We start from the raw sequence: 13,232 nt of genomic DNA on the forward strand, positions 1-13,232 counted from the left end.
GATCGGCTTGCACGCGGCGACGCGTCGATTACCGATCTCGCCGACACGTTCGACATGACTCTTACGGGCATGAAGAAACACGTCGGCGTTCTTGAGTCGGCCGGGCTCGTGACCACAGAAAAGGTCGGCCGCGTGCGCACGTGTCGCATCGGTCCGTGTCGTTTCGAGGAGGAAATGAAGTGGATCGCGCGCTACCGCCAAGTGTGGGACGCGCGCTTTACAGCGCTGGACGTTGTCATCGACGAACTCAAACGAAAGGAAAAAGCCCGTGGTCGCAGAAAAGGAAAGTGAATCCCGGCGCACGACGGTGAAGAAGACGTCGGAGCGTGAGGTCGTCGTCACGCGGACGTTCGACGCGCCGGCGCGACTCGTGTTCGAGGCATGGGCCAACCCCGAGTTGTTCGAGAAGTGGTGGGTGCCCCGCTCCATGGGCATGACACTTCGCTCATGCGAGATGGACGTGCGCACCGGCGGCAAATACCGATTGGTGTTCGGTGATGATCCCGCGCACACGATGGCGTTCTTCGGCAGTTACCTCGAGGTGGTGCCTGACAAGCGCATCGTCTGGACGAACGAGGAAAGCGGTGACGCGGGGTCAGCCACCACCGTGACGTTCGAAGAACGCGACGGCAAGACGCTGCTCGTGATGAGCGAGATGTATCCCACGAAGGAAGCGCTCGACGCGGCCGGCACCGGAGCGCAGGACGCCACGCACGAGACATTCGGACAGCTCGACGAGTTGCTCGCGGAGCTATCTGCGAATTGACTCCGTTCGCGGTAGATCCGACGGGTGACAAGGCCACATACGAAGCGAAGGTCTACATCCTGCCGAAGAAGCTCGACGAGGAAGTCGCGCGCCTGCATCTGGAGAAGATCGGCGCGAAGCTGACTACCCTCACGACCGAACAGGCCGCTTATCTCGGCGTGTCGGTGGATGGGCCGTACAAGCCGGATCAATACCGTTATTGAGCCAGAGCTGATCCAATGAAGCTGCAGCAAATGGGCGCCGCGAGGCGCCCGTTTTTCTTTAAAAGGCTGGCTGTCAGGTCCGTTCACCGTTGACTGTCGTCCGACCTTTTCCGACGTGTAGGCGTCAAGCACTCGAACGATGCGCCGTTGCTGAGTGACACCCGAACCGCTCCGCCGTTTGGTCTCGAATCGTCTATTCCTCGCTGTTGGCGCCGCGGACGACGACTCCAGCGCCGTCCAGATGTCCCGATTGACAGAAGCATTGCGTACTCATCCATTGCCCGCGTATTTCGCGCGGAGAATGGAGGGAACCATGCGCTCACTCATGACTATCGTCATCACGCTCACAGTTGGCGCGGCTTCGGCGCACGCACAAATGCTGTCATATCCGATTTCGATTCCGTCGACCGCCGGAACCTATATCGACAATCGAAGTACCTGTCCCTACGCTGAGTACATCTATTTCAACGATTTCAACATGTATACCGACGGGAGAAGTGTGGCCTACCAGGTGACCAACCCGGCCAGTTCACCGCCTGCCCAACTCCGCCCATGGAGCCTGCACGTAGTTCCACACGCGAGTGGCTACGCTCCAGGCCTCCTTGTTGCCGTGTGCAAGCAGCGTTACGGCACCACGCTGTCGCAATGCACCGACGCATTCAGCGGTAGCAGCGGAGGATTAGCCGGCGTAAACGTGCCGGCACAAATCGGGACGTTCTACATCGTTGTCACGCATTTCGATTTCGAGGTGCCTGGCGCTTGCGTGGACTACACGCTGACAGGTATTCATCACTGACTGCACCCTCGACGAAGCCACGACGGGCGACTGCACGGCGCCCGTTTCGCCGGCAGATCGAGCACTCTATCTCTCCATCCGGACGAAGAGATATAGTGCGTGCATCCTGTTGCCGGTTTTGACGATGACCTCCGTTCCGATCTCCTTTGAATTCTTCCCGCCCAAGACCGACGAACAGAAGGCCACGCTCGAGGCAGCGCTGCCGAAACTAAAATCACTCCAACCCGACTACGTCAGTTGCACTTTTGGCGCGGGCGGTTCGACTTTGAGCTACACACCGGAAACAATCCGCCACTTGCGCGAAGAGCACGGCCTCGACGCCGCGCCGCACCTTTCTTGCATGGGCGGCACGCGGGACGAGATTCGCAGCCTGCTTGTCCGGTACAAGACGATGGGCTGCAAACGCATCGTCGCGTTGCGCGGCGACCTGCCGTCAGGCATGGCCAGTCACGGCGACTTCCGCTACGCCAGCGACCTCGTTGAATTCATTCGCAAAGAGAGCGGTGGCAGTTTCCACATCGAGGTCGCTTGCTATCCGGAAGTCCATCCGCAAGCCGACGATGCACACGCGGACCTCGCGCACTTCAAGGCGAAGGTCGACGCCGGCGCGAACGGCGCGATCACGCAGTACTTCTACAACGCCGACGCGTACTTCCGCTTTGTCGACTCCGCACGTCGTGCCGGCATCACGTTGCCGATTGTTCCGGGCATCATGCCGATCGCGAATTTCAGCCAGCTGCGTCGATTCTCCGACATGTGTGGCGCGGAAATTCCGCGCTGGCTGACCAAGCGTCTGGTGGCCTTGGGCGACGATGCGGAATCGATTCGCTCGTTTGCCGCCGATGTGGTGGCAGACCTGTGCAACCGCCTCGTCGCGGGCGGCGCTCCGGGCCTGCACTTCTACACGCTCAATCGTTCGAAGCCGACGCTCGCGATCTGCGAACGACTGGCGCTTTCGTGAGCGCCGTTCGGTGCGATTGAACATGCGAGCTCCGCACCGGATCACCTTGCGCGTCGTGCTCGGCGTTTCGTGCATCGCGATGGCGGCCATCGCTTCGGCGTCCGGCGACAACGGCGTCCCGACGGATGGTCAGAAAATCCATCGCTGCATCGGGCTGCATGGCGAGATCGTTTTTTCTGGCGATGCGTGTGCGGCAACCGATTCAGCCGTCGGCGCAGTGTCTGGCGATGTCCCTGCCGCACCCAGTGTGGCGACCGATCGTTGCCCCGCATCGGCCGTCGAGCTGCGCGAGCGGGTGGTCGAAGCGATCGCGCGTCACGATGCGAATACGATCGCCGGCATGATCCACTGGCGCGGCGTTGGTTCCACCGCAGCAAGGAGTCGACTGCGCAGTTTGCGCGACCTCGCGAAGTATGAATTGCTCGCGGTCGACTCTGCCGACGACAGTGGCTCTACGCCCAGCGACGATGCGAGGCCACCGCCCGACGGCTTCCGCGTGCGCACGGGTGGAGGCGACACGGGCGGCGTGCACGAGCAAGCCTTTGGCGTCGAGTTCGAAGGCGGCTGCTACTGGCTGGTGTGGTAGATCCGGTCGACCCGTCGGGACCACACCAAGCGCACTGCTATCATTCACGCTTTGGTCGAGGAAGCGCGCGTCATGTCCCAGCAGTATCCCGAGCAGATCTGGCAAAACGGTCGGATCAAACCATGGGCGGACGCCACCGTGCATGTCATGTCGCACGCGCTGCATTACGGCTCATCGGTGTTCGAGGGCATTCGCAGCTATGAAACCTCCGGCGCGGGAAAGCCGGACGGCGCCGCAATCTTTCGCCTGACCGATCACATCAAGCGGTTGTTCGCGTCGGCGAAGATCTACGACATCGTGATCCCGTACACGGTCGACGAACTCTCGGCGGCATGCCGCGACGTGATCAAGGCAAACGGATTGCGCAAGGCGTACCTGCGACCGATCGCGTTTCGTGGCCTTGGCGGTTTCGGACTCTCCGCAGAGACACCGACCGATGTGGCCATCGCGGCATGGCAGATGGGTCCGTACCTCGGCGCCGGAGTGCTCGAAGCGGGCATCGACGCATGCGTGTCGAGCTGGCAGCGGTTTGCGCCGAACACGATTCCAGCGGGTGCGAAGGCCGGTGGAAATTATCTGTCCGGACAGCTTGTCGCCCGTGAGGCGCGACGACTCGGTTTCGGCGAAGGCATCGCGCTCGCATCGACCGGATTGCTCAGCGAAGGGGCAGGCGAAAACCTGTTCCTGGTGTTCGAAGGTGCGCTGCATACGCCGCCGGTGAGCGCAGCGCTGCTCAACGGCATCACGCGCAACACGATCATCACGCTCGCGCGCACCGTCGGCATCGACGTGATCGAGCGCGACATTCCACGCGAATATCTGTACCTGTGCGACGAGCTCTTCATGTGTGGCACTGCGGCCGAGATCACGCCGATCCGTTCGGTCGACGGCAAGCCCGTCGGCGTCGGCAAACCGGGGCCGGTGACGAACCGACTGCAGGACCTGTTCTTCGGACTGTTCAATGGGCGTACCGAGGATCGCTGGGGCTGGCTGGAGCCGGTCGAGGGCTGAGCAGCAGGCGTCGACGGTCACGCCGAGAGCGTCGGCCTCATGCGGTGTGCGGAGGATGTCCGAATTCGATCGTCGCCACCGCACCGCCCTGCGGGCGCGGTGCGAGCGTCACCTTCCACCCGTAGAGTTCGCACAGTCGCCGCACGATCGCGAGGCCGAGGCCACCGCCCTTGCCCACCTGTGTTCCGCGCACGCCGCGCTCGAACAACTTGTCGGCGTCTTCCGCCTTGAAGCCCGGACCGGTGTCCTCGATCGTCACACGGCCGTAGCCGACGGTGACAATCACGTCGCCCGCCTGCGTGTACTTGAACGCGTTGCCGATCAGGTTGCTCAGCGCCACCGCGACCACGGAGGACGGAGCCACCGTCGACAGCGGCTGCTCCAGCTCGACCCGCACGGTCACCGGCTTGTTCGCCACGTGCGGGCGTTGCGCGTCGACGACGAGCTCGACGATGCGTGCAACGTCGGTGGTTTCGCCGTCGGTCGGCGCCTGACGCTCGCGCCGCGACAGCAGCAGCAACGCATCGATGAGTTCGCTTGATTGCCGCACCGCGCGCTCGATCCGCTTCAGGCGTTCGCTGAGCTTTGGCGTCAGGTCGGGCGAACCCTGCAGCAATTCGGTCGTGCTTGCGATCACAGCCAGCGGCGTACGCAGCTCGTGGCTGACGTCCGCATTGAACTCGCGGTCGCGTTCGACCATCTCGGTCAAGCGCATCGAATAATCGTCCAGCACCGACGCGAGTTCGCCGACTTCATCGTTGGCGAAATGCGCTTTCAACGCTTCGGGCTTGCCGCTGCGGCTCATCGCGCGCACCCGCTGAGCAAGTTCGATCACCGGACTCATCACGCGCGCGGACAACCAGAAGCCGATGAACAGCGAAAAGAACGCGAACGCGAGAACGAGGGCAACCAGCACCGTGAGGAGTTGGCGCTCGCTGAGCTTCTGCGTGCTGACATCGAAGCGCAGGAAGGCCCAGTAGTCGGCGTCCTTGTAGACGGCGAGCTTGTACGGACGAATCTTTCCCTCGCGGCCGATGTCATCGATGTCGAAGACACCACTTTCGTATTTCTGCCACGCCATCGGCACCGTGGCCACGCGACCGGCGCGCACGATCTGCGCCTGATACACCGACATCGTCCACGGCGCATTGGGGTCGGGGTTGTCGCGCTTGAAGTCGACGAAGTGGCGCAGCTCGCGCTCAAGCGTGGTGTTGATCAGCTGGTCTTCCAGCCGGGTGCGCATGTAGATCGTCGCAACCGCGAACAGCGCCGTCAGGCCCAGCCCGAACAGCGCAAACGAAATGATGATGCGGGAGCGGAGCCTACGCCGGTAGCGCATCCGGATCGACCATGCGATAGCCGATGCCGTGGCGCGTCTGGATCAGCGCCTTCTCGAACGGTTTGTCGATGACCGCACGCAACCCATGGATATGCACACGCAGCGAGTCACTGTCGGGCAGCTCTTCGCCCCACACGCGCGTTTCCAGCTCCTGTCGCGTCACGACCGACGGCGCCGATTCCATCAGCGACTGCAGCAGCTTGAGGCCGATCGGATTGAGCTGGATCTGCTTGCCGGCGCGACTGATCGTCAGCGTGTCGAGGTTGTAGGTGAGATCCGCGAGCTGCAGCAGCCGACTCTTGTTGCCCTTCCCGCGCCGACCCAGCACTTCGAGGCGGGCCGACAGTTCCTGCAACGCGAAGGGCTTGACCATGTAGTCGTCGGCACCGGAATCGAACCCGGTCAACTTGTTGTCGAGGCTGTCCCTCGCGGTCAGCATCAGCACCGGTGTCTGGCGCTTTGCTTCCTGACGCAGCTTGCGGCAGACCTCGAGCCCGTCCATGCCTGGCAGGCCGAGATCAAGCACGATCACATCGAAGTCGTTGACCACCGCCAAGTGCAATCCGGTGACTCCGTCCCCGGCAAAATCGACGACGTGCCCCTTGTCGGCGAGAAAATCACCGATGTTGGCTGCAATGTCGCTGTTGTCTTCAATGACAAGAATACGCATACGCGCTCAGCTTAGCGGAGTCGGAACCAAGGGAGATGGGTGAGATGCGGGCGGCTTCAAGTGGCGGGCGCCACCAAAGAAATAGCCCAGGGAGGTGTCATTGGGGGAACACACCTCACCTGGGCCAAAAAAGCTACTGCCCCGATACCGCAATCCGCCAGTCACAGGACCTGACAGGAGTGTCGAGCAGACTACGATGCCGCGGAATATAGGCGCGAATCGATTAAAGCGACGTTAAAGGTACCTGAGTCTTCTGTTAACGGCGGTCACGTACGGCGACTGTCGCAACAGCCGGCGCGTCGTCCAGCGGCCGGCAGATCAGGGAACCGGTCGAATGCACGCAGTTGCTGTCGGCGTTGTCCACACGGCGCTGTGCGGCGCCCTCGAAAACGAAACTCTGCTCGAAACGCACCGAGCGATCCCCCCGAAGGCTGCGGGGATCGAAGCGCCATTGGCGCAACGCGCGCTCCGCGGCCCGAGTGAACGACGCCTCGACGCCGTTGTCGGCGATCCGGATGTCGCGAACGCTGCCATCCGGGGCGATCAGGAAGCTCGCATCGACCCTCCCGCTGGTGCTGTTCCACGTCGTCGGAAACACCGGGGGCACGGTACGGATCGCGACCGGCACTCCGTGCGTCGGCGCTTTGGTCACTTCGGGACCCGGCGGAGAAACGGCGACCACCGCATCGTCGGCCGGAACGGGCGCCTGCACCGGTGTCGACGTGGGCACCACCGGCACTGGTGCGGCGAGGAGTGGCGCCGTCGCGGCCCGCTGGCGGGACGACAGCTCCCCGCCCGCAGCAGCACGCGTGGCGTCTGCGCCGCTGGCGTTCACCGGCGAAACGACGCTCGGTGACGGTTCGAGCACCGGCGGGACGATTGCCGGCAGTCGAAGATGCGGCGGCTCGAACGGCACCATCAACGCGGCGATGGGCAGAAGGCGAACGTCGGGCTGGGCAAGCCAGTCGATCGTCAAACCGCCCACCAGGCGCGGTTCGCCATTGCGCTCGACGCGGACGGCCATCGCGACGCCCATCGCGACGAAACCGGCCAGAATCAGCCAGCGCGTCGAGGCAAAACCATCCGTACTCACGCGCGGGGCAGGCATGCCGACGATCCGTCGGACGCGCTCCAGCAGCACACCGCCACCGGCCGCCAACGCCACCTGCACAGACGTCGGCTGGCGCAACTGCTCCAGCGCCGCGAGGGTGCGTGCGTATTCGCGCGGCTCGCCGCTGGTCAGGCGCAACACCAGCGCGTCGCAGCACAACTCGCGTTCATTGCGCACTTCGCGCGAAATCCAGTGCACTACAGGGTGATAGAAGAGCAGAGTCTCCAACAACGCCTGGCCGAGATTGACCAGATGGTCGTAACGGCGCAGGTGTCCAAGTTCGTGCGCAAGGATCAACTCGATCTGCTGACGCGGAAACCCGAGCACCACTGCCGCCGGCAGCAGCACGATCGGTTTGAGCCAGCCGATCAGCATCGGGGTGTCGATGCGCTCGGAAACCAGCACGCGGATGCGCCGCATGAAACGGAACCTGTGAGAGAGGCCGGCAAGCAGCGCATCGAGGTCATCACTCGAAGTCGACCAATCCCTCGCGACGTTCGCCAGTGTGCGCCACTGCTTCAAGGCGCGAACTGCGACCAGCACGACTCCGACCGTCCACAGCATCACCAATAGCGGCAACGCATGGTCGATCGGAGCAAGCGCCGGTGAGATCGCAAGCTCACCAAGAGGTATCGCGGCATCAGCCCCGCCACTCGCCGCCAACGCATCCACGGACTGCGGCCGCAGCGCAATGAAGGTTGCGACCGGCCACAGCGTCATCAGTCCAAGCGCTGAAAGCCCCGCCGCATACCGCGCACTGCGATGGGCACGCGGGAGCAGCGCGCGCACTGCAGCAAAACCGGCGCCTACGACAAGGCCTTGCCATACGAAATGCAGCAAGGTCCAGCCCAGCGCCTGCACCCACGGCATCCATTCGATCAGGACGGCGTTCATGGCGATGTTCCGTCGAGCTTGTCGAGCAGCGCGCGGATTTCGTCCACTTCCTCCTGCGTCGCCTTTGGCCGGCTACCCAGGGCCTGCAGCACGAGTTGCGACGAGGAGCCGCCGAACACCCGCTGCACCATGTCGCCGAGGAAGCGCTTCTGCGTCCGCTCCTTGCTCACCGCGGCGCGGAACACGTGGGCGCGTTCGGAGTCGTCGCGAACCACCAGACCTTTCGCGAACATGATCTGCAGCAGTTTCAGCGCCGTCGTGTAGCCGGCGCCTTCCTCGCGATACAGCGCCTCATGCACTTCGCGCACCGTGCTTGCGCCGTGTTCCCACAGGAAATTGAGGATTCCGAGTTCCGCTTCGGTCGGCTTGGGCAGTTGTTCGATTTTCGACACGTGTAAACCCTCCTCTCGCTCAATCCTGGCACGACTCATACCGCAGCCTGAAACGGATCAGTTGCCGCCGCTGAGCCGGGCTCGCGCATTCTGCATGTACTGCACGTCGTTGCGTCGCCGAGCCTCGATCATTCCGGCGGTCTGGCACGTCTTCACCGGAATGTGCGAACCGATCGGCGCTTCGTTCTTGCAGATGATGCGCTCGTTGTCGTGCTTGGCGAGGATCGCGTTGACATCGGTCTGCTTGACGAACATCTCCTTCTTCTCATCGGGAGTCATGTGGTCGACATCCCCACGCGCCTGCAGCAGTTTGCCCATGTCGTCCAGTTCGGAGTTGACCTTGCTTTTGTCCGCAGCTGCAACGTACGAATACCGCCCACCCGCCTCCATCTGTTTGCGGACCCAAACGGAGACGGTCTCGAATGCGTCCTTGGTGCTGGCATTGACAGCCGCATCGGGTTTCTCTTCGGCTGCCAGCGCCGTTGCAGGACAGAAAGTCGCGAAAAGCACCGCGACTGCAACCATAAAAATACCAGCTTTCATAATGCAGAAATTCCGTTGGGGTGGATGGAAACCGAATCGACGACAATGATCGTACATCGTTGTCAGTGAACGGCTCAAGCTGCTGTGTGCCACACGGCGCGGTGTCATTCCATGCCCGACAGGGAGGGCAGTTCCCGGCTGCCTTTCCATTACCCCTGCACGGCTCACTTCGATCACCTACGCGCGGCGACCTCAGGAGGCAAGAGCCATGCAACGGCGTCGCCCCGCATTTTCCGGATCACGCCTTTCATTTGCGCGGAGGTGCTGGTCCGCCGCCGCATCCCCCAGCACCCGCGGTGCATTGGGGCGCCGCCAACCGATCGAAGACTTGCTTCGTGCCGCGCCGTGATTCCTGCAACTGCCCGTACGTGTAGCAGGAGGTCTTCGGAATATGCGATCCGACCGGCGCGCGGTTCTCGCAGATCACCCGGTCACTGTCGCGCTTCGTCAGGATCGCATTCACCACTTCCTGGGTATTGAACAGTGCCACCTTGTCGCCTTGGGTCATCTTGTCGACGGACCCGCTTTGTCGAAACATCGCAGCCATGTCAGCGAGCCCTTTTTCGACCTTGGAACGCTCGGCGGGCTCGACGAATTCGTAGCGGCCGCCAGCGGACATGTCCTTGCGGACATTCTCGGAAATCTGCGAAAACTGCTCCTCCGAATTCGCATTGACCACTTCGCGATACTTCTCCTTCGCTGCGAGCGGCCCCGACAACGCGCACGCCACTGCCAACAGAATTGCCATTGTGGATTTCATGTGATCACCTTCTGTGTTGGATGAAGCGCGGACATTCCGCGCAGGTCGATTGCAGCTCCGGATCCTTCGTCCGCCTCTGCACTTCCTGCGAAACAGTTCATGCGATGGATCCTTTCCGTCACGACGTAGCGGACGACGGGTCGCCGCATCGCGCACGATGATGTCGACGGTCGCCTCGCAGCCATGTGTATCTCAGCCGACTTTGGCGACATCACGGGGACGCCGCTTGATGTCCTGCGGCAGTCGTCAACTGCAGTAGCCCGTCACGGCGGTCGCGCTCGTACACTGAACTTTTCGAAGCCGGTCGATCACTTGATTGGTGCCACGGCGTCCTTCTTCCCACTGCCCGTAGGTGTAGCAGGACGTCTTCGGGATATGCGATCCGACCGGCGCGCGGTTTTCGCAGATGACGCGCTCGCTGTCGCGCCGGGTCAGGATCGCGTTCACCACTTCCTGGTTGTTGAACAGCTCGACCTTCTCCGGTTCCGACATCTTGTCGACGCTGCCTTTCTGGCGGAACAGCGCAGCGATGCCAGCCAATCCCTTTTCCACCTTGTCGCGCTCTTCCGGCTTGACGAACTCGTAGCGGCCTCCGTCCGCCATCTCCTTGCGGACATTCTCGGCGAGTTGCGAAAACGCTTCCTCGGTCTGCGCATTGACCACTTCGTGATACTTCTCTTTCGCCCAGAGCGGACCTGCGATCACGCATGCCAGTGCGATCAGAACTGCAACTGCAGATTTCATGGGATCCCCTCGATCTTGCGAAGCGCGCGGGCACCCGCGCTGGAAACCTTCAACGCCAGACTAGTCGCGCGGAACGGCGCTGTCAACGACGCTCCTCGTACTATGTATTTCGTCTGGCGCGACGGCGAGGCGACCCGGACACGTCAGACCTGGTCGCGCGCGCAAGGAAATCGATGATCTCGCCGGCAACGTCCACTGCGCTGGCTGCCTCGATCCCTTCGAGACCGGGCGACGAATTGACTTCGAGCACCAGTGGTCCGCGACGTGAGCGCAACAGATCGACGCCCGCAATGCCGAGACCCATCACCTGCGCCGCGCGCACGGCCGTCGCCACTTCGACCGCAGTGAGACTCACGGGCACGGCGGTGCCGCCGCGATGGAGGTTCGCGCGGAAGTCGCCTTCGGGTGCCTGGCGTTGCATTGCTGCGATCACTTTGCCGTCGACGACGAAACAGCGAAGATCGGCGCCTTTGGCCTCGCCGATGAATTCCTGCACGAGGAAATTGGCGTACAGCCCACGGAACGCTTCGATCATTCCCTGCGCTGCAGAATTCTTTTCGGCGAGCAGCACGCCCTGCCCCTGTGCGCCTTCGTTGAGCTTGATGACGTGCGGTGCCGGCCCAAGCATCGCCAGCAGATCAGCCGTGTCGTCAGGGTTGTCGCCGAACACGGTGGTGGGCAGGTCGATGCCTTCGCGTGCAAGCAGTTGCAGCGTTCTCAATTTGTCGCGCGCGCGCAGGATCGCGTCCGATCCATTCGGCGTAAAGACGCCCATCATCTCGAACTGGCGCACGACGGCCGTGCCGTAGAACGTGATCGACGCGCCAATGCGTGGAATCACCGCGTCGATGCCGCGCAGCACGTGCCCCTTGTAGTGGATCTCGAACGTGCCTGCCGCAATGCGCATGTAGCAGCGCAGTGGATCGAGGACGCGCACGCTGTGGCCGCGCACGCGCGCAGCTTCAACGAGGCGCTTGGTGGAGAAAAGACGCGCGTTGCGCGAAAGGATGGCGATCTTCATGCGGACTCGGGCAGGTCGGTGCGTGCAGGCCGCAGCGGGCGCGGGCAGGTATAGGACAGCGATGGATCGACTCGGAAACGCCCTTCGAGCGCGCTTCGACCGAGCAACAGCGGGAACAGCATGGTGCGCCGATCGGTCAGATTCATTTCAACCGGGAAGCATTCTCCGCCGAGAAGGAGATCCGCGCGGATGAACCAGCGATCTGCTCGACGGCCGCCGGAGTCGGTGACGGATCGCCGATCACACACGGGTGCCGAACAGTCGACCACGCGGCTGCCGCGACGACGTGTTCGCACAGTGAACCGCACGTGCAGCACGCCTTCAATGGTGAGGGTCTCGAGCGACTCGACATGCAGCGAGGTCGATCGCGCGCCGGTATCGAGCTTGGCCTTGATCGAAGGAATACCGAGCGACGGCAGGGCGAGCCACTCGCGCCACCCCAGGTTCACGCATTCGGGCATCGGCGGCAAACGGGTCGGGGAGTCAGGTGCCACGGTCGAGCGCAGATCGCTGGCGATAAGGAAAGTGTATCCAATGTCGAAGGCGGCTTTTGCGCGAGCAATGAGGATGCAACTCCGCTGATGCGCCCGCTCAGCCTCCCGTGCCGCTGGGCTGCGTCACCATGGAGCGGGTGAAGGGACTGGGGACCACCGGAGGTTAAGTGCATGAAACGTCTGCACGAACACCCAGCAACCGGCTCAAAAAGCGATACCCAGAACGATACCCGAAACGGCGGTCACGATAGCAAAGTCGGCGACCGAAGGTCGAGCGTGAAAATGCTCGCGGTGGAAGGGCCGTTTTCCCGGCCCACGGCGGACGGAGGCTTTCTGCGGACGCAACCGCCCCGACACCTTTCGAAACGAGAGCGAATCAAGCGTTCTTCTTTGAGCGTTTATCCCGACTACCCTTCAGTCAAACCCGTCCGCGAAAATTCCGTCGTTTGTCGGGATGACAAACGTCGTTACGCTGTTATGGGCCAGTGTCGCGGGAAATCCGGATCCACTGACGGCTATTGGTGTGAGCGTTGCCCAGTCTTCCGAACCACTCGTACGCGTCGGCAGCGCCGTCGCAGATGCTGATAGCGTCGTGCCCGCAACAGCAAACGAAACAGCGTGCGCTGCGCCGTCGGTATTGATTGCCACGATGATCAGATTCGCGCGGTCGAGATAAGCGGTCGTCAGAACCGCGGCGGCACTGGACGTGGCTTGGATGCGTCGCGCGCCCGGCGGGATGAAGCGGGAGTATTGCCCCGTCGTGTAATACTGCTTGTTGAGAGTCATTCCCTGGTACGTCGCGCCGCTGTTGTTCAACGTCACGAGCATCGTGGCGTTGCCTTCCCATTGGCCGAAAAATCCCCACAGATAGTCCACCGCGCTGACGTTGTAGGTAGCGATCAGATCGTGCATCAACGCCGCCCAACTGAAAGCATCCTGTG

Annotated in this window: 15 protein-coding genes and 2 pseudogenes; 7 read left to right on the forward strand and 10 right to left on the reverse strand. The window is 62.5% G+C overall.

All coding sequences use genetic code 11. From position 1 onward, the window contains the following. From ABIV12_RS10020 to ABIV12_RS10050, 7 genes and pseudogenes are all read left to right on the forward strand, one after another. The coding region (locus tag ABIV12_RS10020) for an ArsR family transcriptional regulator (protein ID WP_348058812.1) at positions 1–291 on the forward strand (291 nt) is incomplete at its 5' end. Beyond that, on the forward strand, positions 269–766 hold the full coding sequence (locus ABIV12_RS10025) for an SRPBCC family protein (RefSeq protein WP_348058814.1): 498 nt from the start codon (positions 269–271) through the stop codon (positions 764–766). The genes ABIV12_RS10020 and ABIV12_RS10025, both read left to right, overlap by 23 nt. Before the next feature lie 29 nt (positions 767–795). After that, positions 796–969: pseudogene (locus ABIV12_RS10030) on the forward strand (adenosylhomocysteinase); the annotation flags it as partial. A 376-nt stretch (positions 970–1,345) separates the two neighbouring features. Continuing rightward, entirely contained in the window at positions 1,346–1,765 is a 420-nt protein-coding gene (locus ABIV12_RS10035) for a hypothetical protein (protein WP_348058815.1), read from the forward strand. 124 nt (positions 1,766–1,889) lie between these two features. Continuing rightward, positions 1,890–2,726, forward strand: a complete 837-nt coding sequence (gene metF, locus ABIV12_RS10040; protein WP_348058817.1) for a methylenetetrahydrofolate reductase [NAD(P)H] — start codon at positions 1,890–1,892, stop codon at positions 2,724–2,726. Between the two features lie 22 nt (positions 2,727–2,748). Next, the gene (locus ABIV12_RS10045; RefSeq protein ID WP_348058819.1) at positions 2,749–3,312 is read left to right on the forward strand and encodes a hypothetical protein; all 564 of its coding nucleotides are present in this window, start codon (positions 2,749–2,751) and stop codon (positions 3,310–3,312) included. A 72-nt stretch (positions 3,313–3,384) separates the two neighbouring features. Continuing rightward, the gene (locus tag ABIV12_RS10050) at positions 3,385–4,323 is read left to right on the forward strand and encodes a branched-chain amino acid transaminase (protein WP_348058821.1); all 939 of its coding nucleotides are present in this window, start codon (positions 3,385–3,387) and stop codon (positions 4,321–4,323) included. A gap of 37 nt (positions 4,324–4,360) precedes the next feature. On the opposite strand, the gene ABIV12_RS10055 is transcribed toward ABIV12_RS10050, so the two are convergent. From ABIV12_RS10055 to ABIV12_RS10100, 10 genes and pseudogenes are all read right to left on the reverse strand, one after another. Continuing rightward, the gene (locus ABIV12_RS10055) at positions 4,361–5,662 is read right to left on the reverse strand and encodes a HAMP domain-containing sensor histidine kinase (RefSeq protein WP_348058823.1); all 1,302 of its coding nucleotides are present in this window, start codon (positions 5,660–5,662) and stop codon (positions 4,361–4,363) included. After that, complete coding sequence (locus tag ABIV12_RS10060) at positions 5,646–6,332, reverse strand: response regulator transcription factor (RefSeq protein WP_348058825.1); 687 nt, start codon at positions 6,330–6,332, stop codon at positions 5,646–5,648. Before ABIV12_RS10060 ends, ABIV12_RS10055 begins: the two co-directional genes overlap by 17 nt. Positions 6,333–6,588: 256 nt before the next feature. Continuing rightward, entirely contained in the window at positions 6,589–8,337 is a 1,749-nt protein-coding gene (locus tag ABIV12_RS10065) for a M56 family metallopeptidase (RefSeq protein WP_348058827.1), read from the reverse strand. Next, positions 8,334–8,729, reverse strand: a complete 396-nt coding sequence (locus ABIV12_RS10070) for a BlaI/MecI/CopY family transcriptional regulator (protein WP_348058829.1) — start codon at positions 8,727–8,729, stop codon at positions 8,334–8,336. The genes ABIV12_RS10065 and ABIV12_RS10070 overlap by 4 nt, the downstream gene beginning before the upstream one ends. Positions 8,730–8,786: 57 nt before the next feature. Further along, positions 8,787–9,449: a hypothetical protein gene (locus ABIV12_RS10075; protein WP_348058831.1), complete on the reverse strand. Its 663-nt coding sequence runs from the start codon at positions 9,447–9,449 to the stop codon at positions 8,787–8,789. Positions 9,450–9,519: 70 nt separating this feature from the next. Next, a complete protein-coding gene (locus ABIV12_RS10080; RefSeq protein ID WP_348058833.1) occupies positions 9,520–10,032 on the reverse strand; it encodes a hypothetical protein in 513 nt (170 codons plus the stop codon). Positions 10,033–10,278: 246 nt separating this feature from the next. Continuing rightward, the gene (locus ABIV12_RS10085) at positions 10,279–10,776 is read right to left on the reverse strand and encodes a hypothetical protein (RefSeq protein ID WP_348058835.1); all 498 of its coding nucleotides are present in this window, start codon (positions 10,774–10,776) and stop codon (positions 10,279–10,281) included. Positions 10,777–10,876: 100 nt separating this feature from the next. Further along, a complete protein-coding gene (gene rimK, locus ABIV12_RS10090; RefSeq protein ID WP_348058837.1) occupies positions 10,877–11,797 on the reverse strand; it encodes a 30S ribosomal protein S6--L-glutamate ligase in 921 nt (306 codons plus the stop codon). Next, positions 11,794–12,291: a RimK/LysX family protein gene (locus ABIV12_RS10095; RefSeq protein ID WP_348058838.1), complete on the reverse strand. Its 498-nt coding sequence runs from the start codon at positions 12,289–12,291 to the stop codon at positions 11,794–11,796. The genes rimK and ABIV12_RS10095 overlap by 4 nt, the downstream gene beginning before the upstream one ends. Before the next feature lie 414 nt (positions 12,292–12,705). Beyond that, positions 12,706–13,232: pseudogene (locus ABIV12_RS10100) on the reverse strand (hypothetical protein); the annotation flags it as partial.

Origin of the sequence: Dokdonella sp., assembly GCF_039926425.1 — a bacterium.
Taxonomy (GTDB): Bacteria; Pseudomonadota; Gammaproteobacteria; order Xanthomonadales; family Rhodanobacteraceae; genus Dokdonella_A.

Coding starts and splice junctions, on each gene's coding strand:
- metF (WP_348058817.1), top strand. CDS start 1,890: ATGACCTCCGTTCCGATCTCCTTTGAATTCTTCCCGCCCAAGACCGAC.
- ABIV12_RS10085 (WP_348058835.1), bottom strand. CDS start 10,776: ATGAAATCTGCAGTTGCAGTTCTGATCGCACTGGCATGCGTGATCGCA.
- rimK (WP_348058837.1), bottom strand. CDS start 11,797: ATGAAGATCGCCATCCTTTCGCGCAACGCGCGTCTTTTCTCCACCAAG.
- ABIV12_RS10035 (WP_348058815.1), top strand. CDS start 1,346: ATGCTGTCATATCCGATTTCGATTCCGTCGACCGCCGGAACCTATATC.
- ABIV12_RS10060 (WP_348058825.1), bottom strand. CDS start 6,332: ATGCGTATTCTTGTCATTGAAGACAACAGCGACATTGCAGCCAACATC.
- ABIV12_RS10080 (WP_348058833.1), bottom strand. CDS start 10,032: ATGAAATCCACAATGGCAATTCTGTTGGCAGTGGCGTGCGCGTTGTCG.
- ABIV12_RS10050 (WP_348058821.1), top strand. CDS start 3,385: ATGTCCCAGCAGTATCCCGAGCAGATCTGGCAAAACGGTCGGATCAAA.
- ABIV12_RS10065 (WP_348058827.1), bottom strand. CDS start 8,337: ATGAACGCCGTCCTGATCGAATGGATGCCGTGGGTGCAGGCGCTGGGC.
- ABIV12_RS10045 (WP_348058819.1), top strand. CDS start 2,749: ATGCGAGCTCCGCACCGGATCACCTTGCGCGTCGTGCTCGGCGTTTCG.
- ABIV12_RS10055 (WP_348058823.1), bottom strand. CDS start 5,662: ATGCGCTACCGGCGTAGGCTCCGCTCCCGCATCATCATTTCGTTTGCG.